The sequence below is a fragment of the Alcaligenes sp. WGS1538 genome (assembly GCF_043187505.1).
Lineage (GTDB): Bacteria > Pseudomonadota > Gammaproteobacteria > Burkholderiales > Burkholderiaceae_B > Alcaligenes.
This window is the reverse complement of the sequence record NZ_CP171109.1, coordinates 1246383-1266955: the sequence shown is the minus strand read 5'-3', so window position 1 is coordinate 1266955 and position 20573 is coordinate 1246383. Positions and strand designations below refer to the sequence as shown.

At 65.6% G+C, this 20573-nt stretch carries 21 protein-coding genes; 12 read left to right on the top strand and 9 right to left on the bottom strand.

Features of this window, described 5'->3' with window-relative positions; all coding sequences use genetic code 11:
• Positions 1-2: 2 nt before the first annotated feature.
• Positions 3-329: a flagellar transcriptional regulator FlhD gene (gene flhD / locus ACF3ND_RS05855; RefSeq protein WP_394065135.1), complete on the bottom strand. Its 327-nt coding sequence runs from the start codon at positions 327-329 to the stop codon at positions 3-5.
• Between the two features lie 442 nt (positions 330-771).
• On the opposite strand from flhD, the gene ACF3ND_RS05850 reads away from it, so the two are divergent.
• Positions 772-1269, top strand: coding sequence for a C40 family peptidase (locus tag ACF3ND_RS05850; protein ID WP_394065133.1), 498 nt, complete (start codon positions 772-774; stop codon positions 1267-1269).
• A gap of 123 nt (positions 1270-1392) precedes the next feature.
• Here ACF3ND_RS05850 and ACF3ND_RS05845 read toward each other — a convergent pair whose 3' ends face one another.
• Complete coding sequence (locus tag ACF3ND_RS05845) at positions 1393-2991, bottom strand: FAD-dependent oxidoreductase (RefSeq protein WP_394065131.1); 1599 nt, start codon at positions 2989-2991, stop codon at positions 1393-1395.
• Between the two features lie 205 nt (positions 2992-3196).
• Between ACF3ND_RS05845 and glpK the strand changes: the two genes are divergently transcribed.
• Genes glpK through ACF3ND_RS05830 form a run of 3 tightly spaced genes read left to right on the top strand, consistent with a single transcriptional unit; the run spans position 3197 to position 5368 of the window.
• A complete protein-coding gene (gene glpK, locus ACF3ND_RS05840; protein ID WP_394065129.1) occupies positions 3197-4690 on the top strand; it encodes a glycerol kinase GlpK in 1494 nt (497 codons plus the stop codon).
• 27 nt (positions 4691-4717) lie between these two features.
• Positions 4718-5170, top strand: a complete 453-nt coding sequence (locus tag ACF3ND_RS05835) for a TM2 domain-containing protein (RefSeq protein WP_394065127.1) — start codon at positions 4718-4720, stop codon at positions 5168-5170.
• 6 nt (positions 5171-5176) lie between these two features.
• The gene (locus tag ACF3ND_RS05830; protein WP_394065125.1) at positions 5177-5368 is read left to right on the top strand and encodes a CopG family transcriptional regulator; all 192 of its coding nucleotides are present in this window, start codon (positions 5177-5179) and stop codon (positions 5366-5368) included.
• Positions 5369-5389: 21 nt separating this feature from the next.
• Here the strand turns inward: ACF3ND_RS05830 and ACF3ND_RS05825 are convergent, their stop codons facing one another.
• Positions 5390-7060 carry a SulP family inorganic anion transporter gene (locus ACF3ND_RS05825; protein ID WP_394065123.1) on the bottom strand — a complete coding sequence of 557 codons (1671 nt, stop codon included), beginning with the start codon at positions 7058-7060 and terminating at the stop codon, positions 5390-5392.
• A gap of 194 nt (positions 7061-7254) precedes the next feature.
• Positions 7255-9558: a heavy metal translocating P-type ATPase gene (locus ACF3ND_RS05820; protein WP_394065121.1), complete on the bottom strand. Its 2304-nt coding sequence runs from the start codon at positions 9556-9558 to the stop codon at positions 7255-7257.
• 78 nt (positions 9559-9636) lie between these two features.
• Here ACF3ND_RS05820 and cadR point away from each other — a divergent pair, with 78 nt between their 5' ends.
• Complete coding sequence (gene cadR / locus ACF3ND_RS05815; RefSeq protein ID WP_394065119.1) at positions 9637-10068, top strand: Cd(II)/Pb(II)-responsive transcriptional regulator; 432 nt, start codon at positions 9637-9639, stop codon at positions 10066-10068.
• An 89-nt stretch (positions 10069-10157) separates the two neighbouring features.
• Here cadR and ACF3ND_RS05810 read toward each other — a convergent pair whose 3' ends face one another.
• From ACF3ND_RS05810 to ACF3ND_RS05800, 3 genes are read right to left on the bottom strand one after another with little or no spacing between them, the layout of a single operon-like run.
• Positions 10158-10568 carry a DUF6691 family protein gene (locus ACF3ND_RS05810; protein ID WP_394065117.1) on the bottom strand — a complete coding sequence of 137 codons (411 nt, stop codon included), beginning with the start codon at positions 10566-10568 and terminating at the stop codon, positions 10158-10160.
• A 10-nt stretch (positions 10569-10578) separates the two neighbouring features.
• Positions 10579-11010, bottom strand: a complete 432-nt coding sequence (locus ACF3ND_RS05805) for a YeeE/YedE family protein (protein WP_394065115.1) — start codon at positions 11008-11010, stop codon at positions 10579-10581.
• Between the two features lie 30 nt (positions 11011-11040).
• Positions 11041-11343, bottom strand: coding sequence for an ArsR/SmtB family transcription factor (locus ACF3ND_RS05800; RefSeq protein ID WP_394065113.1), 303 nt, complete (start codon positions 11341-11343; stop codon positions 11041-11043).
• A 67-nt stretch (positions 11344-11410) separates the two neighbouring features.
• Between ACF3ND_RS05800 and ACF3ND_RS05795 the strand changes: the two genes are divergently transcribed.
• Both ACF3ND_RS05795 and ACF3ND_RS05790 read left to right on the top strand, forming a co-directional pair.
• Positions 11411-12277 carry an MBL fold metallo-hydrolase gene (locus tag ACF3ND_RS05795; protein WP_394065111.1) on the top strand — a complete coding sequence of 289 codons (867 nt, stop codon included), beginning with the start codon at positions 11411-11413 and terminating at the stop codon, positions 12275-12277.
• 127 nt (positions 12278-12404) lie between these two features.
• Positions 12405-12785: a SirB2 family protein gene (locus ACF3ND_RS05790; RefSeq protein ID WP_394065109.1), complete on the top strand. Its 381-nt coding sequence runs from the start codon at positions 12405-12407 to the stop codon at positions 12783-12785.
• A gap of 55 nt (positions 12786-12840) precedes the next feature.
• Here ACF3ND_RS05790 and ACF3ND_RS05785 read toward each other — a convergent pair whose 3' ends face one another.
• Entirely contained in the window at positions 12841-13896 is a 1056-nt protein-coding gene (locus ACF3ND_RS05785) for a YeiH family protein (RefSeq protein ID WP_394065107.1), read from the bottom strand.
• A 101-nt stretch (positions 13897-13997) separates the two neighbouring features.
• Here ACF3ND_RS05785 and ACF3ND_RS05780 point away from each other — a divergent pair, with 101 nt between their 5' ends.
• Together ACF3ND_RS05780 and ACF3ND_RS05775 are read left to right on the top strand one after the other, a co-directional pair.
• Positions 13998-14879: a LysR family transcriptional regulator gene (locus ACF3ND_RS05780; RefSeq protein WP_394065105.1), complete on the top strand. Its 882-nt coding sequence runs from the start codon at positions 13998-14000 to the stop codon at positions 14877-14879.
• A gap of 155 nt (positions 14880-15034) precedes the next feature.
• Positions 15035-16261 (top strand): DUF3734 domain-containing protein, encoded by a 1227-nt coding sequence (locus ACF3ND_RS05775; RefSeq protein WP_394065103.1) that lies wholly within the window; start codon positions 15035-15037, stop codon positions 16259-16261.
• Between the two features lie 66 nt (positions 16262-16327).
• On the opposite strand, the gene ACF3ND_RS05770 is transcribed toward ACF3ND_RS05775, so the two are convergent.
• Complete coding sequence (locus ACF3ND_RS05770) at positions 16328-17254, bottom strand: DMT family transporter (RefSeq protein ID WP_394065101.1); 927 nt, start codon at positions 17252-17254, stop codon at positions 16328-16330.
• A gap of 127 nt (positions 17255-17381) precedes the next feature.
• Between ACF3ND_RS05770 and ACF3ND_RS05765 the strand changes: the two genes are divergently transcribed.
• From ACF3ND_RS05765 to ACF3ND_RS05755, 3 genes are all read left to right on the top strand, one after another.
• Complete coding sequence (locus ACF3ND_RS05765; RefSeq protein WP_394065099.1) at positions 17382-17876, top strand: MarR family winged helix-turn-helix transcriptional regulator; 495 nt, start codon at positions 17382-17384, stop codon at positions 17874-17876.
• A gap of 66 nt (positions 17877-17942) precedes the next feature.
• Positions 17943-19349, top strand: coding sequence for an efflux transporter outer membrane subunit (locus tag ACF3ND_RS05760; protein WP_394065097.1), 1407 nt, complete (start codon positions 17943-17945; stop codon positions 19347-19349).
• A gap of 24 nt (positions 19350-19373) precedes the next feature.
• Positions 19374-20552, top strand: coding sequence for an HlyD family efflux transporter periplasmic adaptor subunit (locus ACF3ND_RS05755; RefSeq protein WP_394065095.1), 1179 nt, complete (start codon positions 19374-19376; stop codon positions 20550-20552).
• Positions 20553-20573: the final 21 nt, after the last annotated feature.

Sequence of the window (20573 nt, the reverse complement as noted above, 5' to 3'; positions counted from 1 at the left end):
CGTCAGCCCGCCTGACCGGCCGTCGCTCTCTGGGACAGCAGAATGGTGGAATGGGCCTGCTGCAGCACGCCGCCCAGCACATTCTGCGTCAGCGTCGTGAGCAGGTCGTAGTCGTTGAAGCGAAAGCCGCAGATCAGGGAGCTGGAGCTGGCCAGCTTGACCAATTGTGCGGGGGACAGGTGCATCAGGGTTTCGGCCACATCGGCGTCGAACCCCAGCCGGAACATTCCTGCCGAAAAATTCTCGCGAAGCAGGCGTTGTGCGAGCAGCAAGTACGACAAATTGACTTCCTGAATGTCATTCAGCAGCGAATTTTCCGATACGGGCATGTCAGCCTTCCTTGTAAAACTGGTTGAACCAGCTAATTTCTTGTAACAAACAACATTTAACACGGGAAATGTTACAAAGATGCGTATCGTGTTCTAGAGAAACCTTGCACGAGCATCCTGCCATACCGCTATTTCTTACCGACTCACGCCGAGAAACAATACGACATCGACATGAATACAGTGAAAAATATGCATTAAATGTATCAATTGCAGACTGAATCTTATCAGATGCTCACTTAATGTTGTAGATATAAAACTGGATGTTACGTGACCGGGATCAAGACGCCGGGCGCCCGGACGTGTTCCGCGGCAGCGACCGGAAAGCCTAAGCCCTTCTCCCCATGGGCTTTTTTTACTCAAGCTGCCAAGAAGAGCGAAAAATCGGCATAATGCAGGCAGAAGCGGGAAGTTCCATTCCCGGCGCACAAGTTTGTAACCACATATGAACCTTGCTGCTTTTACGCAACGACTGATCGCCTTGATGCTGCTGGCTCTCCTGGCTGCCTGCGCCGGCGCGCCGCCAGGCCCAGCCTCCCGATCCAGTGTTACTGTCGAAGACGGGCGACGTTCCGCCGTGGTGCTCTCGGCCATGGCACTGCTCGACTCCCCGTACCGCTACGGGGGACGCGAACCCTCCACGGGCTTTGACTGCAGCGGGCTGGTGCACTATGTGTTCAGTCAGGAGCGCTCGAGCTCCCCCATTCCGCGCAGCAGCGCGGAGCAGGCAGGCGCCAGCCGCCGCATCAGCCGCAAGCAGTTGCGGCCGGGCGACCTGGTCTTCTTCAATACATTGGGCAGGCCCAATTCGCACGTGGGCATCTATATAGGAAACAAGCAGTTCATCAACGCTCCCTCCAGCGGCGGGCGGGTGCGCATCGATTCCATGGACAACCCCTATTTCGCCAAGCGCTTCGAGACGGCCCGGACATTTTTCGAATAAGAGCCCAGAAGAAGGTCTGCTGCCTGGCGGCCGGGATGTGCTGGCGGCACGGCAGGAGTGTTTCCAGCGCCGCATGGACCAGGCAGTACCTGACTTTGCGGTGAGCGGTTCACAGGCCCGTGATCACGCAGCCGGCAAGGTGGCGTACGTCTGCGCCAGTTTCAGAAAGGCGTCCAGCTCGGGATCGCGGCCGGTTTCTTCCTGCATCAGCCGCGCCACGGCCGGGGCCGTGCGCTGCGCCAGCCGCGCGTCCAGGAACAGCAGGCGCGAGCGCCGCGCCAGCATGTCCTCGACGGTGCGGGCGTATTCATAGCGGCAGGCAAAACGCACCATGGCCTCGTTCAGGCCCGGTGCCAGCTCCATGTCCGCACCCGGCAGGGATTTGACCCAGTCCGATTCGCTGCCATAGGCGTCCAGCCCCGGCGCGCTGCCCAGCGAACGCCGCGTCGCGGCGTGCGACGCGCCGACCAGGCGCTGATCCTGCGTGCTGCAGGCCGGCAGCTTGCCCACCAGTCCGGCCCGTTCGCAACGCTCGAGCACGTCCTGGGCCATGGCCCGATAAGTGGTCCACTTGCCGCCGGTGACCGTGACCAGACCGCTGGGGCTGACCAGCACGGTATGTTCACGGCTGATGGACTGGGTCTTGCCGTCCCCGGACTCGTCCACCGGGCGGACCAGCGGACGCAAGCCGACCCAGACGCTGCGCACGTCCTGCTCGCGCGGCGCCTTCTGCAGATAATGAGCGGATTCCGACAGGATGAAGTCGATTTCCTGGCGTAGAGGCCGGGGCTCCAGCGGCACGTCTTCGCGCGGCGTATCGGTCGTGCCCAGGATGAGCTTGCCCAGCCAGGGCACGGCGAACAATACGCGCCCATCGCGCGTACGCGGCACGAGCAGGGCATGGTCGCCGGGCAGGAAATCCTGATCCACCACCAGATGCACGCCCTGGCTGGGCGCCACCATGGGGCGCGCCTGGCGGCCGCCCTCCTGGCCGTCCAGTTCGCGCAGTCGGTCCACCCAGACGCCGGTGGCGTTCACCACGCAAGATGTCTGCACGTGGTAGGTCTGCCCGCTTTCCCTGTCCTGGCACCGCACGCCGGCTATCCGCCCTTCGTGGTGCTGGATTTCCGTGACCGGACAGTAGTTGACGAGCAAGGCGCCGTGCAGCGCCGCCGTACGCGCCAGCGCCAGCGCCAGCCGGGCGTCGTCGAACTGGCCGTCCCAATACTTGACCCCGCCCTTCAGGCCGCTGCGGCGGGCGCCGGGCAAGAGTTGCCGCACGCGCGCGGCGCCCAGGAACTGCGTACTGCCCAGGCCTTCGCGCCCCGCCAGCGCGTCGTAGGCCATCAGTCCCAGCCCGTAGAAAGGGGTTTCCCAGCATTTGTAGCTGGGCATCACGAACGGCAGGGGCTGGGCCAGATGCGGCGCGTTGTGCAGGAGATGGGTGCGTTCGTGCAAGGCCTCGCGCACCAGGGAGACGTTGCCTTGCGCCAGGTAGCGCACGCCGCCGTGCACCAGCTTGGTGGCCCGCGAGGAGGTGCCTTTGGCGAAGTCCCAGGCTTCCAGCACCACCACCTTGAGCCCGCGCAGCGTCGCATCCAGGGCAATGCCCAGCCCGGTCGCGCCGCCGCCCACCACAACGAGGTCGGCCTGTGTGGTGCGCGCAAGAGCGCCCAGCATTTGCGTCCTATCGGTCAGCAACGGTGAGTGTCGAGTGGTCATGGGAGCTATCGTCGAGTCTGGAGCCGGCGGCAGCCCGGATCAGGGCGGGCCGAGTCGGGATTTACCCTTATTTTAACCTCTTGCTCTACACCTTGCAGCGAAACTTGCCACCCCAAGAATCAGGCGCCGCACCACGCAGGGCGCGCAGAGCCGGCCTGCAGCCGGTACACTGTGGGCTGTTTTTGCTTTCATCGGCCGGACCCGCATGACATTCATTCTTGCACTCGATCAAGGCACCTCCAGCTCCAGAAGCCTCGTAGTGGCGGCCGACGGCCGCATCCTCGCCCAGGCTCAACAGGAAACCCGCCAGTACTATCCACGCAACGACTGGGTCGAGCATGACCCGCAGGAAATCCTGGACACCCAGCTGGCCACCGCGCGCCAAGCCATCGAGCAGGCGGGGCTGACCGCACAGGACATCGCCGCCCTCGGCATCACCAACCAGCGCGAGACCACCCTGCTGTGGGACCGGCGCACCGGGCAGGCCGTGCACCCCGCCATCGTCTGGCAGGACAGGCGCGCCGAGGACCTCTGTGCGCGGCTGCGCGAACAGGGCCGCGAAGCGCTCATCACCCGCAAGACGGGCCTGCCCATCGACGCCTATTTCTCCGCCACCAAGCTGCGCTGGCTGCTGGATTCGGTGCCCGGCGCCCGCGAACGGGCCGAACGCGGAGAGCTGGCCTTCGGCACCGTGGACAGCTGGCTGATCTGGCACCTGACCGGCGGAGCCGTCCATGCGACCGACATCAGTAATGCCTCGCGCACCCTGCTCTTCAACATCCATCAAGCGCAATGGGACGAGGAGCTGCTGGCGCTGTTCGACATCCCGGCCGCCATCCTGCCCCAGGTGCGCGACTCGGCCGGCCGATTCGGCGACTGCGACCCGGCGCTGCTGGGCCGCGCCATTCCCATCTGCGGCGTGGCGGGCGATCAGCAAAGCGCGCTGTTCGGCCAGGCATGCTTCAAGCCGGGCATGGCCAAGAACACCTACGGCACGGGCTGCTTCCTGCTGATGCACTGCGGGTCGCACTCCCCCGAATCGCACAACGGCCTGATAGGCACCTGCGCCGCCCGCCACGGCCCCGACCCCTCCTACGCGCTGGAGGGCAGCGTATTCATCGGCGGCGCCGTGGTCCAGTGGCTGCGCGACGGGCTGGGCGCACTGGAGCACAGCGCCCAGGTGGAAGCGCTGGCGCGCAGCGTCCCCGACGCCCAGGGCGTGCATCTGGTGCCGGCCTTCACCGGGCTGGGCGCGCCTTACTGGGACGCCCAGGCGCGCGGCGTCATCACCGGCCTGACCCGCTCGAGCACCATGGCGCACATAGCGCGCGCCGCCCTGGACAGCATCGCCTACCAGAGCGCCGCCGTGCTGCAGGCCATGAACCGTGACGTCCAGGCCAGCGGCGGACGCCCTCTGCACGAATTGCGCGTGGACGGCGGCGCCAGCGCCAACAATCTGCTCATGCAGTTCCAGGCCGACCTGCTGGGACTGCCCGTCGTGCGCCCCGACAACATCGAGACCACCGCGCTGGGCGCCGCCTATCTGGCGGGACTGGGCTGCGGGCTGTATAAAGACCCTCAGGAAATCGCCGCGCTCTGGCGCAGCGAGCGGGTCTTCGAGCCCGCCATGTCGCGCGACCAGGCCCAGACCCTGATGCACGGCTGGGAGCAGGCGGTGCGCCAGGCGCGCACGCAATGAACATCGACTCTTTTTGATGGGAACACCATGCTGCAAAGAATCATATTAGGCATCGCCATCTTCGTGCTGGTGCTGCTGGGCCTGACCTTCGGCGAGGCCGTGCTGCGCGAGCTGCTGTCCTACCTGGGCTTCATCATCGATGATTTCGCCGACCTGGCGCTCCAGGCGCGCGAGTACCTGGCGCTGCATTGGGGCAAGGCGCTGCTGGCCCTGCTGATCACCATTCCCCTGGTGATGTGGATCGCCAGCGCCAAGAAAGAAGAACTGGAACGCCCCACCAGCCACCGCAAGATCGCCATCGTCCTGGCCATCTTCCTGGGCTGGATAGGCGCGCATCGCTTCTATCTCGGGCAGATAGGCTGGGGCCTGCTGTTCGTCGTGCTGTTCGTCATCTGGGCCCCGCTGGCCTACGTCCTGGCCCTGATCGACGCCCTGCGCTACGCTTTCATGGGCAATGACGAATTCACGCTGAGCCGCTGACCCGCCATGGAAAACAAGACTGCAAGGCTGACGGTGCTGATAGACCCGGCCAAGAAGAAGGCATTCGAGGCCCTGTGCCAGCAGCAGGACCTGACGCCGTCGCAGGTCGTGCGCCAGCTGATACGCGATTACCTGGCCCGCCACGATGTGGACTACCCCGGCGCCGCCCGTAATCCCCGCGTGGACCCGCCGGCCTAGAACCCCGTCGATGCGAGCCTTTTAAATAGCGTTGGCAGGCCCTGGCCGGTCCAGGCCGCCTGCCGCGCTCAGCCAGGCCTCGGTCGCCGTGTCGTAGATGCGCCGGCCATGCACGCGGGCCAACAGGCCCATGCGGCGCACCTTGCGCGACACGCGTTCATTGGCCTCGGACAGCGCCACCTGCACGCCGCGGCGCGCCAGATCATCCAGGGCCGTCTCCAGCGCCTGCAAGGCGGTGGCGTCCATGAAGGGCACATAGTTCAGGCGCAGCACGATCACCCTGACCGCCTCCGGCACTTCCTGCAAGGCGCGGTTCACCGCGTCCACGCTGGCGAAAAAATACGGCCCCTCCAGCACCAGCACGCGTATGTCCTCGCGCGCGCTCGCGCCGGGTTCCACGTCCAGCACGCGCTGCAGCTCCCTGCCCTCCAGCAAGCGGACCCGCACGCCGTCCGAGGTGCGCTTGAGTACATACAGCATGGCCAGCACCACCCCGATGTTGACGGCCACCACCAGGTCGGCGAACACCGTCAGGGCGAAGGTCACCCACAGGATGAGCAGATCGGCAGCCGGCAGCCGGCGCTGCAAGCGCAGCACCAGCCCCGCCTGGCTCATGTTCCAGGCCACGACGAACAGGATCGCGGCCAGCACCGCCAAGGGAATGTAGGCCGCCAACGGGGCCAGCAGCAGAAGGACCAGCACCAGGAAAGCGGCATGCACGATGCCCGCCAGCGGGCTGTTGCCGCCATTGCGGATATTGGTCGCGGTGCGGGCGATGGCCCCGGTTGCGGCGATGCCGCCGAACAGGGGCGCCAGCATATTGGCCACGCCCTGGCCCACCAGCTCCTGGTTGGAATCGTGCCTGGCGCCGGTCATGGAATCGGCCACGACGGCCGACAGCAAGGATTCGATCGCACCCAGCATGGCGATGGCAAAGGCCGGCCCGATCAGCTCCACCACGCGCGTCAGCGTGATCTGCGGCCACTGGAACGACGGCAGGCCGGTCGGCAAGGCGCCGAAGCTGGACCCGATGGTGGCCACCGACTCGAAGCGGAACACGGCCTGCACCAGCGTCACCAGCACCAGCGCCGCCAAGGGGGCTGGAATGCGCGAGAGGCCGCGCACCCGGGGCAGAACCAGCAGGATGATCAGGGACAGGATTCCCAGCCCGGTGGTGGCCGGGTCCAGAGCGGACAGGTTCTGCAGCAGGAACCAGAGTTTTTCGTGGAAATACTGGCCCTGGACGACCGGCAGGCCGAAGAAGTCGCGCCACTGCCCCACCCAGATGATCACGCCTATGCCGGCCGTGAAGCCCACGATGACCGGGTCGGGAATGAAACGTATCACCGCTCCCAGCCGCAGCAGGCCCAGCAGCAGGAGAATGACGCCCGCCATCAGGGTGGCGATCTGCAGCCCCGCCACGCCGTGCTGAGCCACCACCCCTGACAGGATGACGATGAAGGCGCCCGTGGGGCCGGCGATCTGGACGCGGCTGCCGCCCAGAACGGACACCGCCAGGCCAGCCACGATGGCCGTGTACAGGCCCTGCTCCGGCTTGACGCCCGAGGCGATCGCGAACGCCATGGCCAGGGGCAGCGCCACCACGCCCACGATCAAGCCCGCCAGTACATTGTTCAACCAATGACGGCGGTTCAATAGGCCGGCTCGGCCCGCTTCCAGCAGTGCAATCATCGTCCGTCCTTGCGACACCCGGCCAGCCTGCGTACTCCAACAGGCGCCGGACAGGCCCCGCGCCACCTTGGCCGGTCCCGGTAGTTATCATTACATGATAATACTATTCACATTCCTGCCCATACAGAAGCGGGGCCGACCTCCAAAAAAAAAACCGCCTGTCGCCAGGCGGGGGAAGTCGGACGGAAGTATGCTCAGTGTCGCGCGCGCAACAGTCGCAGGCTGTTGAGCACCACCAGCAGGCTGGCGCCCACGTCGGCGAACACGGCCATCCACATGGTGGCCTGGCCGCTCAAGGCCATCACCAGGAACACGGCCTTGATGCCCAGGGCCAGGCTGATGTTCTGCCACAGCACGCGGTGCAGGGCCTGGGACTGCCGCATCAGCAAGGCGATCTTGCCCAGGTCGTCGTCCATCAGCGCCACATCGGCTGTCTCGATGGCGATGTCCGAGCCCAGCGCGCCCATGGCAATGCCCACGTCGGCGCGAGCCAGGGCGGGCGCATCGTTGATGCCATCGCCCACCATGGCCACCAGGCCCTGGCCCAGGCGCTGCTCGATGCGTTCCAGCTTGTCCTGCGGCAGCAGCCCGGCCCGGTAATCCGCGATGCCGGCCTGAGCAGCCACGTGGCGCACGGCCTGCTCGTGGTCGCCCGACAGAATCTCCACCTGCACGCCTTGCCGCTGCAGGGCCGCAATGGCCTGGGCCGTGGTGGGGCGCAGCGTGTCCAGGACGGCGAACCAGGCCAGCAGTCCCTTGTCGTCGCCCAGATACACCATGCTGGCGCCGCTCTCCAGGGCTTGCTGCTCAGCCTGGCTGAGGAAGGCCCGATCCGCGCCCTCCAGAACCCAGCTGCGCTTGCCCAGCCGCAACGCGCCGTTCAGGCCGCGGGCCTGCACGCCATGTCCGGCGACGGCTTCGAACTGCTCCAGTCCCGCCAGACCGGACGCATGCCGGCCCCGGGCGATGGCTTGCGAAGCCGGATGGTCGGAACGCTCGGCCAGCGCCACCGCCAGGTCCAGGACCTGCTCGTCCGTCACTCCTTCGCGCAGGCTGCCATAGACATCGAGCGCCGGCTGTCCGAGCGTCAGGGTGCCGGTCTTGTCCACGGCCAGGTAACGCAGTTGGCGGGCGCGCTCCAGATAGACGCCGCCCTTCACCAGGATGCCGGCCCGCGCCGTGCTCGCCAGCGCGCTGACCACGGCGACCGGCGTGGAGATCACCAGCGCGCATGGGCAGGCGATCACCAGCAGCACCAGGGCGCGATACACCGCGTCCAGCCAGCTCACCCCCCACACCAGGGGCAGGGCCACGGCCATGAGCACGGCGGCCATGACCACCAGCGGCGTATAGACACGGGAAAACTGGTCCACGAAGCGCTGGATGGGCGCCTTGTTGGCCTGGGCTTCCTGAACTGAGCGGGTGATGCGCGCCAGCAAGGTATCATCGTGCGCGGCCGACACCCGGTACACCAGTTCGCCCATGCCATTGATGGTGCCTGCAAAGACTTCGTCGCCCGGCCCCTTGTCCACGGGCGCGCTCTCGCCGGTGATGGGCGCCTGGTTGACGGCGCTGAGTCCCTCCACCACCTGCCCGTCCAGGCCGAAGCGCTCGCCCGGCGCCACGCGCACGGACCAGCCCGCCTGCACCTGGCTGGCCGGCAGGCGTCTCCAGCCACGCCCGTCGGCGCTGGCCAGCACATCGTCGGGCACCAGCTTGAGCAGGCTGTCCACGGCATTGCGGGCGCGGTCCAGGGAACGGGCCTCGATCCATTCGGCCAGGCTGAACAAGGACATCACCATCGCGGCTTCCGGCCATTGGGCCAGCAGCACCGCGCCGGTGACGGCAATGCTCATGAGCGCATTGATGTTCAACTGGCCGTTGCGCAACGCGATCCAGCCCTTTTTGTAGACCTGCACGCCGCCGGACAGAATGGCCCCCAGCGACAGGACGATGACCAGCCATTCGGGCGCGGCCAGCCAGTGGCTGATCTCCGCGCCCAACGCCAGCGCCACGGCGGCGACGATGCGCACCAGGCCCTGGCGTGCGGGAGCGGCCGCCGTGGGGACCTCGTCCGCCATGCGGGGCTGAAAGCCCAGGCCGCGCAGGGCCTGCAGCACTATGTCGCGCGCTCCCTCGGCATGCTCCACCGTCAGGACGCGCTGCATCAGGTCAAAGCCCAGCTCGCGCACCTGCGGCACGCGCTTCAGGCCCGAACGGATCATATTTTCCTCGGCCGGGCAATCCATGTCGGCGATGTGCACCACCAGGCGGGTGCCGGTGCTGGCCGCCAGGGCGACGGCCGGCGCGGACGCCGGCGTGGCGCAGCAGGCCGCGGCGGCGGCGCGCGCCTGGGCGCGTCCATGATCATGGCCGTGGTCATGCCCATGGTCGTGGGAATGGTCATGCGAGTGATCATGGGAATGATCGTGCGCATGGTCGCCCCGCGCTTCGCTGCCCGTGGGAGGGATTGTTCCGGTCTTGTCGAAAGAAGTCATTGCAGCTCCTCGCTTTCTTGCATACCTGCAGTAGAAAGCCTAAAGTAACTACAAGGTCAAGCCTTCAGGAGCCTTGTCATGAAAATCGGCGAATTGGCGCAAAAAAGCCACTGCAACACCGAAACCATCCGTTATTACGAAAAAGTCGGCCTGCTGCCCGAGCCCGAGCGCAGCGAAGGCAACTACCGGCAGTACCGCGCCATGCACCTGGAACGGCTGCGCTTCATCCGCAACTGCCGCAGCCTGGACATGACGCATGAAGAAATCCGCGCCCTGCTGGCCCATATGGACGGCCCGGCCCAGGACTGCGAGCCCGTGAACAGCCTGCTCGACGAACATATCGAACACGTGGCCGTGCGCATCCGCGAACTGGAACACCTGCAGGAGCAATTGAAGGAACTGCGCCACCGCTGCGGCCAGGCCGGCGGACTGGAGCACTGCGGCATCCTGCAGGGCCTGGTGGACATGGAACCGGACCGCGTGCCGGGCCCCAGCACCCACCTGGGCTGAGGCTGTCCCGACACCAGAGGGCGCCGGCCCGGCCGCATGGGCCGGGCCGCGTCACAGGTAGCGGCTCAGCGAGGCGCAAAGGCGCATGCTCAGCCGTGCAGCCGCCCCGCCAGCCACATGCCGACCAGCATGGCCGCAAGGAACAGCACAGCCAAGGGCGCACCCGAAGCCGCCAGCACCACGGCCGGACCGGGGCAAAAACCCGCCAGCCCCCAGCCCACGCCGAAGACCAGCGCGCCCAGCACCAGCGGCCTGTCGATGCGCCGGCTGGCGGGCAACTGCATGGGCTGGTTCGTGAAATATGTACGCGTGCGGCGCCGCGCCAGCGTGAACGGGACAATGGCCACCGCAATGGCCGCCGCCATCACCAGCGCCAAAGACGGGTCCCAGGCGCCGGCCAGGTCCAGAAACCCCAGCACCTTGGCCGGATCGGCCAGGCCGGACAGCAGCAGCCCAAGGCCAAAGACCAGGCCGCTGAGCAAGGCAATGATGTAAGTCACATCCCGTTCCTTAAAGAAGATGGCGAACAACGAACACCGTCAGAAAACCGCTGGCCATGAATGCCAGCGTGGCCACCAGCGAGCGGGGCGACAGGCGCGACAAACCGCAGACCCCGTGTCCGCTGGTGCACCCCGACCCCAGTCGCGTCCCGAACCCCACCAGCAAGCCGGCCAGCACCACCAGCAGCCAGGGCTGCCCGCCGGGAACCGGCACGGCCTGGCCCGCCAGGCGATACGCCCAGGGCGCTGCCGCCAGGCCCAGCAAGGCCATCCAGCGCCAGCCGCGATCCCCGCGCGCTGCGGTCCAGGTGCCCGAGACCAGGCCCGAGATGCCGAACACCCGGCCATTGAGCAGCACCAGGACGGCGGCCGCGCCCCCCACCAGAGCGCCTCCCAGCAGGGCGCTCCAGGGCGTGAATGACGCCCAGTCGATGTGAATCATGTTTTGCTCTCCTGAGAACCGGTTCAAGGCCTACGCGCAGAAAATCCCGTACAAGGTACGCATCACCGCCAGCACATCCGGATGCTCCAGCCGGTAATATACGAATTTGCCGTCCTTGCGGCTGGCGATCAGCCCTTCACGGCGCAATACCGTCAATTGCTGCGACAAGGTGGGCTGGCCGATGCCGCTGCGTTGCGCCAGTTCGCCCACATTGCACTCCCCCTGCACCAAGGCGCATAGAATGAGAAGACGATCGGGGTTGGCCAGCTTGCGCAACAGATTGCTGGCCTGATCGGCCACCAGGCGCAAGGCCTGCAGATCGGGTTGACTCATATCAATCAGCCAGAAAACAATATATATTATTATATATTATATTTTTAAATACCGTAAGAGGACCGCCATGCCCCAAGCTCAGGTCGCCCACTTCTTCGATCCGGACACCTCCACCTTCTCCTACGTGGTCCATGCCGATGGCCAGAAGGAATGCGCCATCATCGACTCCGTCCTGGACTACGATGCCGCGGCCGGCCGCACCCGCAGCGATTCGGCCCAGGAAATCGTGGATTTCGTGCGCGGGCGCGGACTGCAGGTGCAATGGATACTGGAGACTCACGCGCATGCGGACCACCTGTCCGCCGCCGTCTGGCTGCAGGAGCGACTGGGCGGGAAGATTGCCATCGGCAGGCACATACGCCAGGTGCAAGCGACGTTCGGCCGCATTTTCAATATAGAAGCGCAGATCAAGGCCGACGGCACGCCTTTCGACGCCCTGTTCGAGGACCAGCAGCATTTCCACATCGGCGCGCTGCCCGTGCAGGCCCTGCACGTTCCCGGCCATACCCCGGCCGACATGGCCTATCACGTCCAGGGGCTGGGCGTGTTCGTGGGCGACACCCTGTTCCAGCCCGACGTGGGCACGGCGCGCTGCGATTTCCCAGGCGGCAGCGCCGTCCACCTGTACCGGTCCATCCAACGTCTGCTGGCCCTGCCAGCGCAAACGGTGCTGTTCATGTGCCACGACTACCCGCCCGAGGGGCGCGAGCCGCGCTGCAGCTGCACGGTAGCCGAACAGAAAGCCGGCAACATCCACGTGCGCGACGGCGTCACCGAAGACCAGTTCCGGGAACTGCGCGAAGCGCGCGACAAGACCCTGGCCATGCCGCGCCTGATCCTGCCCTCCGTTCAGATCAACATACGCGCCGGACACTTTCCGGAACCCGAAGACAACGGCCAAGCTTATCTGAAACTGCCGCTGAACCTGCTCTGATCCCGCGCCGGGGAACCTGCGGCCATGTCGCCGACTCTGAGCTGGAACAAGCCTGTTACAGGACGGGCTTGCGTATACTGCAACCGCCCCCTTTCATTCACATGATCGTTCAGAGGAAACCCAAGGCATGACATACATGGCCATCAAGCATCTGCACATGACCGCGGCAGGATTGAGCATTCTGTTCTTCATCATCCGGGCCTTCTGGTCGGTCAGCGGCTCCGCCCTTTTGCAAAACCGTTTCGTGCGCATCGCTCCCCACGTGATAGACACGGTCCTGCTGGTCTGTGGCCTGGCCCTGGCCGGGATGCTGGGCGCCGCCGCCGGCCAGCCCTGGCTGATCACCAAGATCGTGCTGCTGGTGGCCTACATCGTCGTGGGCAGCTACGCCATCAAGCGCGGCAAGACCGCGCAAAGCCGCGCCTGGGCGGCCGTGCTGGCGGTGGCCATCTTCGTCTACATCGTCGGCGTGGCCTTGCGCCACAGCCCCGGCTCCTGGTTCTTCTGATTCGTCGGCCGGGGCGGCGCGCTCCGCAGCCCCGGCCATGAACGTGCACAGGAACTTACCAGACTCCGATCCAGCCTTGCACCGCCAGGCTGCTGAGCGCCACGGCCGCCCACACGCCCAGGCCCAGCAGGGCGGGACGCAGACCGGCCCGCGCCATGATTTTCAGGTCGGACGACAGGCCGATGGCCGCCAGTGCCAGCACCATCAGGAACTGGGCCGACCAGCGCAGGGGCTCCAGCCATTGGACGGGCACCAGGCCCAGCGAGCGCAGCGTGGAGGCCACGATGAACCACAGGATGAACCAGGGAAACACGCGCATCAGATCGAAATCCCGGCCGTCCTGGCGCGAACGCCAGATCTCCAGGCCGGTCAGGACCAGGCAGATGGGGATGATCAAGGTGGCGCGCGTCAGCTTCACGATGGTGGCGTGGTCGCCGGCCTGACTGCTGTAGCTGTAGCCGGCCGCCACCACGGACGAGGTGTCATTGATGGCCGTGCCCGCCCAGACGCCGAACCCGGCGTCGGACATGTTCATCATGTGGCCGGCCACTGGAAAGATCAGCACCGCCAGGATGTTGAAAATGAAGATGGTGGAGATCGCCAGCGCGGTCTCGTGCTCTTCGGGGCGGATGATGGGCGTGACGGCCGCAATGGCCGACCCCCCGCAGATGGCCGTGCCCACGCCGATCAGGGTGCGCAGCTTGGACGGTATGCCCAGCAGGCGGCCCAGGACATAGGCGGCCACGAAGGCCACCGACAGGGTCACCAAGGTGACCGCCAGCGAATCCAGGCCGGTGCGCATCACCTGCGGCAGGCTCAGGCCGAAGCCCAGGCCTATGATGGACCATTGCAGCAGGATCTTGGAGGAAAATTGCAGGCCGGGACGGAACACCGGCGCCACGCCGATCAGGTTGCGCACCACCATGCCCAGAACGATGGCAAATACCGGCCCGCCGATCAAGGGCCAGTACTCGCCCAGACCCAGGGCGACCACGCCCACGGCCAGGGACAGCAGGAAACCCCACCAGCGCGACGGCTTCAGGGGCTGGTCCGTCCGGACCCGTGCAGCCGCGCCGGCGCGGCTCAACAATGAATCTGTGGTGCTGGCCATAGTAGAAAACCTCATTTTCTAATAATTGAAAGTAATTTTAGGTTGACCAGCCATATAAAAAAATTCATTATTACTTATCGTAAGTATCAATTTTTTTGATTATGAACGCCATCAGCATCAGACAGCTCGAAGTGTTCGTAGGCATCGCCGCGCTGGGCACGGTGCGCGCTTGCGCCCAGAGCATCCACTTGTCGCAGCCGGCCGCCAGCATGGCCCTGGCCGAGCTGGAAAAGCATCTGGACTGCTCCCTGTTCGAGCGCGCGCCCGGCCGCATGCAGCTGACCAGCCGCGGCCAGCAATTGCTGCCCCAGGCACGAGAGATACTGGAACGCCTGCGAGAGATGCAGAGCCTGCAGGATGAAAGCGAATTGCGCGGCGGAATCCGCATCGGCGCCAGCAACACCGTGGGCAACTACCTGATCGGCGACCTGGTGGGCGGCTTCGCGCGCAGGCACCCGCGCGTGTCCCTGCACGTGACGGTGGAAAACACGGCCGAAATCGTCAACCGCCTGCTGGAGTACAGTTGCGACATCGCCTGCGTGGAAGGCCCGGTGAATCATCCGCAGCTGGAGACCTGGCACTGGCGCGACGACGCCCTGGTGGTGTGCTCGGCCCCGGATCATCCGCTGGCCGCCATACCCGAACTGGAGCATGCGGACTTCGCCGGCGCCAGCTGGATCATGCGTGAACGCGGCTCGGCTTCGCGCGCGCTGACCGAGCAGGCGCTCAATGTCCTGCCCGCGGGCCACGTCCTGATGGAACTGGGGCAGGTCGAGGCCATCAAGCAGGCCGTGATCGCCGGGCTGGGCCTGGCCTGCCTGCCGCAGGCGGCCACGGTTGACGCGGTGGCCAATGGGCGTCTGCGCATCCTGCACACTCCCTTCCTGGACCTGAAACGCCGCCTGTCCCTGGTCCTGCACAAGGAACGCTACCGCAGCGCCGTGCTTGCCGCTTTTGCGCAACACCTGCAGGCCCCGGCCTAGGACCCGCGGGCGCCATTCAACGGCGACGTCCTCCCAAAGCGCCGACGGGCCCCGAACCGCTTCACTCTGCTTTGCATTCCATCCTCGGACGCGCGCCGCGGCAATGCTATGCTTGTTGCAGCGCACACGTCCTTCTTTTCAGACAGAGCCCCGCCATGAATGCCGAGACCAAGCCCGACCTGCTGGAACAGCCCGCGCCCCCTTTCGCACGGCCCGACTACCTGCCGCCGTATGAGACCGTGGCCCTGGTGCTGCAGGGCGGCGGCGCCCTGGGCGCCTACCAGGCCGGCGTCTACCAGGGATTGCAGGAGGCCGGCATCGAGCCGGACTGCCTGTCCGGAATCTCGATCGGCGCGCTGAACACCGCCATCATCGCGGGCAATCCGCCCGAAACACGAATCGAGCGCCTGCGCGAATTCTGGGACACCATCTGCCAGCCCTACTACGGGCTGCCGGCGCCGGGCTGCATGGAAAAGACACTGTTCGGCATCAACGATGTCATGCGCGAGGCCGTCAGCGCCTTCCATGCCGGCAGCGCGCTCCTGCTGGGCCAGAACGGCTTCTTCCGTCCACGCTTTCCGCCCCCGCCGCAGACCACTCCGGGCGTGCCCGAGGCGGCCAGCTATTACGACACCTCGGCCCTGAAGAGCACGCTGGAGCGCCTGTGCGACTTCGACCGCATCAATGACGCGCGCCAGCGCATCTCGGTCGGCGCGGTCAACGTGGGCACTGGCAACTTCGTGTATTTCGACAATCACCGCACGACCTTGCGCGCCGAACACTTCATGGCCTCGGGCGCCCTGCCGCCGGCCTTCGCGCCGGTGGAGATCGACGGGCAGTACTACTGGGACGGCGGCCTGGTGTCCAACACACCGCTGTCGTACGTGCTGGACCAGTCGCCGCGCCGCGACACCCTGGTCTTCCAGGTGGACCTGTGGAGCGCGCGCGGCCCCGTGCCCACCAATATGAGCGAGGTCAGCGACCGCATCAACGAGATCCGCTATTCCAGCCGCACCCGCATGGTGACGGAGGAAATGCGGCGCTCGCAGTACATGCGCCATGTGATGACGCGCCTGCTGGAAACCATACCCGAAGAACAGCGCAAGGAATTCCTGCCCTGCCGGCTGGCCGAGGAAATGGCCAACAACAAGCGCTACAACGTCATCCACCTGATCTACCGCAACCAGCCCTACGAGCAGCACTACAAGGACTACCAGTTCGGGCGCGTGACCATGAAGGAGCACTGGCGCAGCGGCCTGGAAGACATACGCCAGACGCTCAAGCACAAGGACAGGTTGAGCATGCCTGACAATCTGTCCGGCTTCGCCACCTACGACGTGCACCGCGACGAGATCGAGGAGCGGCTGGCAAACGGAAAATAGGCGTACGCCCCGGATTCGCCAGACGAGAAGCAGTCACTGCTGGCTGCTTCTCGCTTGGACTCATTCTCAGGACTTGCGGCGGCTCAGCACCATGGCTCCGCCCAGCACGAAGACCGTGCCCAGCAGCTGCATGCCGGTTATGGGCTCGTCCAGGAACCAGTTGGCCAGGAACAGCACGGATACCGGCCCGACCAGGCCCATCTGGGCGCTCATGGGCGCGCCCACGCGCTCCACGGCCCACATGGTCATGAAAGTGGGCAGCACGGTATTGAAGATGGCGTGGATCAGCGACAGGCCATAGACGCCCGCCGGCTGCACCAGGCCCTGCCAGCCGAATGCGCCGAAGAAATGCAGCAGCGTGTAGACGGCCGAATAGGACATGGCATAGGCCACCAGGCGCGTGGAACCGATGGACTTGAGCAGCTCTCCCGACCCGATCAGATAGGCCGCATAGGAAATGGCCGAACCCAGCACGCACAAGGAACCCAGCAGCACGTTTTCGCCCGACAGGCTCAGGTCCTGCACGAACACCAGGCTGACGCCCAGGTACGACAAGGCCAGAGCCAGCCATTGCTTGGGCAGGATGACGCGCTTCAGGAAAATGGCCGAGAACAGCAGCACGAAGGTGGGCGACAGGAACAGGATCAGGCGCTCCAGCCCGGCCGAGATATATTCCAGGCCGATGAAATCCAGCAGGCTGGCCAGGTAATAGCCTATGAAGCCCAGGCCGACCAGTTCCAGCTTCTGGCGCCCGGTCAGCGCCGGCAATTCGCCGCGGCGCACCTTGCGCACCTGCCACAGGGCGATGGCCAGGAAAAACGGCAGCGACAGCAGCATGCGAAAGCCGATGACGGTCAGCGCCGTGACATCGTATTGATAGGTAAGCTTGGCCACCACCGCCTTGGCTGAAAACAGGATGGAGCCGAATCCCGCCAGCGTCAGACCAATCAGAAAGGAACTACGCTGCGCGCCTGGGCGCTGACTTGCTTGCATGTCGATATCGTCGCTTCGCCCGGCCCCCGATGGCGAATTGCCTCACACATCAGTTATTGCCTAGGCAATAAAAAAAGATTTAAAATATTCGGTGGAATGATTCTACTCTTGCCCAACGCTGCTGCCCATGCCTGAGACGGCCCAACCTTACTATCGTCAAGGTACCGATGTCCTTAACGCTCCCACCAATCTTGGTCTGCTGATCAAGAACGTGTCGGCGTCGCTGCATCTGGCCATCAATCAACGCGTGGCGCCGCTGGGTCTGACGGCCATGCAATGGCGTCCGCTCATCATGTTGCGCTATCACAACGCCCGTACGCCGGCCGAGATCGCACGCCTGATGAACATCGACACCGGCGCCATGACACGCACCCTGGACCGGCTGGAAGCCAAAGGGTTTCTGCTGCGTCAGCGCTGCGACGAAGACCGCCGCCTGGTCCTGCTGGAGCTGACACCGGAAGGTCACGAAGTATCCGGCAAGATATTGCCTGAAATCGCCCAGTCCATGAACGAGCACCTGGAGGGCTTTTCCGCCACCGAGATCAATACGCTGTTCTCCCTGCTGCACCGGGTCATCGACAACGGCCGCAAAGCGACCGAAGGCAAGGCCGAGCCCGACTGATTTTTTTCAACCAATCACTGCTTAGGCAGAAGCAACCTAGGCAGCCTTTTTAAGCTGAATGTAAGCATGAAGCGCCTCACACCTTTACTGCTGTTTGCCCTTCTGTCCGGATGCGCCGCCCTTGATACCCAGGCGCCTCCCGTCGCCGCCCTGGACGGACCCTCCCTGGCGCTGCAGGACAGCCAGGTCCAGTGGCCGCAGGAAAAATGGTGGACGCGCTATCAAGACCCGCAACTGGACACGCTGCTCGAGCGGGCCCTGCAGAACCATCCCAGCCTGCAATTGGCCCAGGCCCGCATCCGCCAGGCCGAAGCGGCCCTCAAGGGCGCGCGCGCCGTACAATGGCCCACGCTGGACGCCGGCTACAGCCTGACGCGCCAGCGCTTCTCGGAAAACTACATCTACCCGGCGCCCTACGCCGGCTCCATGCTGACCGACAACAGCCTGCAGCTGAAGCTGGGCTTTGACCTGGACCTGTGGGGCAAGCAGCGTTCGCTGGCAAGCGCCGCGCTGTCGCGCGAACAAGCCGCGCAGGCCGACTACGCCGCCGCGCGCAACGCCCTGGTCAGCGCCATCGTGCAGACCTATTTCCATCTGCAGAACGCCCTGGCCCAGGAACAGACGCTGGACAAGCTCAGCAAGCAGTTCCAATCCGTGCTGGAGATCACGCGGCAGCGCCGTCAGGCCGGCCTGGACACGGAAGTGGAGGTCAGCCAGGCCGAGTCGGCCCTGGCCTCGGCCCGCGTACAGCAACGCCAGGCCCAGGGCAATGCCGCCTTGCTGAGCAACCAGCTCGCCAGCCTGTGCGGCCAGTCTCCCGAACAGGCCGCGCCGGTCGCGCTGGTTTCCCTGCCCCAGCCCGACACCCTGCTGCCGGCCGCGCTGCCGCTGGAGCTGCTGGGCCGGCGTCCCGACATCCGCGCCGCCCGCCTGGCGGTCGAGGCCAGCAGGCACACGGTCAAGGCGGCCCGCGCCGACTTCTACCCCAACATCAACCTGAACGCCTTCGCCGGCTTCATGTCGTTGGGACTGGACAAGCTGGTGCGCGATTCCAGCCAGATCTACGGGGTGGGCCCGGCGATCAGCCTGCCCATCTTCCATGGCGGCGCCTTGAACGCCCAACTGGCTTCGCGCCGGGCCGAAGAGGACATGGCCGTGGCGCAGTACAACCAGACCCTTCTGGACAGCCTGCGCGAAGTGGCCGACTCCCTGGCCCGCATCCAGTCCCTGCGCGAGACACGCCAGGAACAGGCCAAGGCCTACGCCGCCATCCAGCACGCCTATGACATCGCGCAGCAGCGCTACAAGTCCGGCCTGGGCACGTATCTGCAAGTGCTTCTGGCCCAGAACGACGTGCTGCGCCAGGCCCTGCTCGACACCGACCTGCGCGTGCAAGCCTTCAATCTGGACGCCGAACTGGCCACGGCCCTGGGCGGCGGCTACCAGGAACCCCGGACCGCCTCCAAACCATAACGAACGCAACCAGCCTTAATCATCATGTCTGCACAAACTCACGCTTCCTCACCCCGCAAACGCCTGCTGGTCGGCTTCACCGTGCTGATCATCCTGATCGCCGTGCTGTACGGCGTCTGGATGATGCTCTCGGGCCGGACCGAAACCACCGATGACGCCTACGTCCACGGCAATATGGTCCAGGTGTCCGCCCAGATTCCCGGCACGGTCGTGGACATCGCCGTCGACGACACCCAGATGGTCCGCGCCGGCCAGCCCCTGCTGAGCCTGGACCGCGCCGACGTGGACATCGCCCTGGCCCAGGCCGAGGCGTCCCTGGCGCAGAGCGTGCGCAAGACGCGCAGCCTGTTCGCCCAGAACGAAGCTTTGAAAGCCGACATCGCCGCGCGCCAGGCCGACGTGCAGCAGGCCAAGGTGAACCTGGACAAGGCCCGCACCGACCTGCAGCGCCGCCAGGCGCTGGGCAAGATAGGCGGGGTCAGCGGCGAAGAGCTGCGCCACGCCCAGACCGCCGTGCAGGCCGCGCAAAGCGCCCTGGCGCAGGCCCAGGCCGGCGTGGAATCAGCCCGCGCGCGCCTGGAGACCAACAAGGCCTTGACAGAGGGCACCGACGTCGCCCATCACCCGGACGTGCAGCAGGCCGCCGAGCATTATCGCCAGGCCTGGCTGGCCCGGGAGCGCGCCGCACTGGTCTCGCCGGTGGACGGCATGGTGGCCCGGCGCTCCGTGCAGGTCGGCCAGCACATCGCCGCCGGCGCGCCGCTGATGAGCATCGTGCCTTTGGACCAGCTTTGGGTGGAGGCCAACTTCAAGGAAAACCAGTTGCAGGACATGCAGCCCGGCCAGAAAGTCACGCTGATGGCCGATTTCTACGGCAAGTCCGCACAATACCGCGGCGAGATCGTGGGCCTGTCGGCCGGCACCGGCGGCGCCTTCGCGCTGCTGCCCGCGCAGAACGCCAGCGGCAACTGGATCAAGGTGGTGCAGCGCCTGCCTGTGCGCATCCGCCTGAACCCCGAGGACCTGCGCGCCCACCCCTTGCGCATCGGCCTGTCCATGCATGTGACCGTGGACCTGGACAGCACGCCTGAACAGGCGCCTGCCGAACCCGAGCACGGCCTGAAGACCAGCATCTATGAAAACAGCGTCCAGGGCGCCCAGGCGCAGGTGGAACGCATCATCCAGGCCAACCTCGCATCATGAGCGAACAGCAAGCCCGAACCG

Excerpts from the sequence above, each read along its gene's own strand:
- glpK (WP_394065129.1), top strand. The coding sequence starts at position 3,197 with ATGACATTCATTCTTGCACTCGATCAAGGCACCTCCAGCTCCAGAAGC.
- ACF3ND_RS05795 (WP_394065111.1), top strand. The coding sequence starts at position 11,411 with ATGCCCCAAGCTCAGGTCGCCCACTTCTTCGATCCGGACACCTCCACC.
- ACF3ND_RS05755 (WP_394065095.1), top strand. The coding sequence starts at position 19,374 with ATGTCTGCACAAACTCACGCTTCCTCACCCCGCAAACGCCTGCTGGTC.
- ACF3ND_RS05830 (WP_394065125.1), top strand. The coding sequence starts at position 5,177 with ATGGAAAACAAGACTGCAAGGCTGACGGTGCTGATAGACCCGGCCAAG.
- ACF3ND_RS05800 (WP_394065113.1), bottom strand. The coding sequence starts at position 11,343 with ATGAGTCAACCCGATCTGCAGGCCTTGCGCCTGGTGGCCGATCAGGCC.
- cadR (WP_394065119.1), top strand. The coding sequence starts at position 9,637 with ATGAAAATCGGCGAATTGGCGCAAAAAAGCCACTGCAACACCGAAACC.
- ACF3ND_RS05820 (WP_394065121.1), bottom strand. The coding sequence starts at position 9,558 with ATGACTTCTTTCGACAAGACCGGAACAATCCCTCCCACGGGCAGCGAA.
- ACF3ND_RS05790 (WP_394065109.1), top strand. The coding sequence starts at position 12,405 with ATGACATACATGGCCATCAAGCATCTGCACATGACCGCGGCAGGATTG.
- ACF3ND_RS05780 (WP_394065105.1), top strand. The coding sequence starts at position 13,998 with ATGAACGCCATCAGCATCAGACAGCTCGAAGTGTTCGTAGGCATCGCC.
- ACF3ND_RS05850 (WP_394065133.1), top strand. The coding sequence starts at position 772 with ATGAACCTTGCTGCTTTTACGCAACGACTGATCGCCTTGATGCTGCTG.
- flhD (WP_394065135.1), bottom strand. The coding sequence starts at position 329 with ATGCCCGTATCGGAAAATTCGCTGCTGAATGACATTCAGGAAGTCAAT.
- ACF3ND_RS05760 (WP_394065097.1), top strand. The coding sequence starts at position 17,943 with ATGAAGCGCCTCACACCTTTACTGCTGTTTGCCCTTCTGTCCGGATGC.
- ACF3ND_RS05785 (WP_394065107.1), bottom strand. The coding sequence starts at position 13,896 with ATGGCCAGCACCACAGATTCATTGTTGAGCCGCGCCGGCGCGGCTGCA.
- ACF3ND_RS05845 (WP_394065131.1), bottom strand. The coding sequence starts at position 2,991 with ATGACCACTCGACACTCACCGTTGCTGACCGATAGGACGCAAATGCTG.
- ACF3ND_RS05805 (WP_394065115.1), bottom strand. The coding sequence starts at position 11,010 with ATGATTCACATCGACTGGGCGTCATTCACGCCCTGGAGCGCCCTGCTG.
- ACF3ND_RS05835 (WP_394065127.1), top strand. The coding sequence starts at position 4,718 with ATGCTGCAAAGAATCATATTAGGCATCGCCATCTTCGTGCTGGTGCTG.
- ACF3ND_RS05765 (WP_394065099.1), top strand. The coding sequence starts at position 17,382 with ATGCCTGAGACGGCCCAACCTTACTATCGTCAAGGTACCGATGTCCTT.
- ACF3ND_RS05770 (WP_394065101.1), bottom strand. The coding sequence starts at position 17,254 with ATGCAAGCAAGTCAGCGCCCAGGCGCGCAGCGTAGTTCCTTTCTGATT.
- ACF3ND_RS05775 (WP_394065103.1), top strand. The coding sequence starts at position 15,035 with ATGAATGCCGAGACCAAGCCCGACCTGCTGGAACAGCCCGCGCCCCCT.
- ACF3ND_RS05825 (WP_394065123.1), bottom strand. The coding sequence starts at position 7,060 with ATGATTGCACTGCTGGAAGCGGGCCGAGCCGGCCTATTGAACCGCCGT.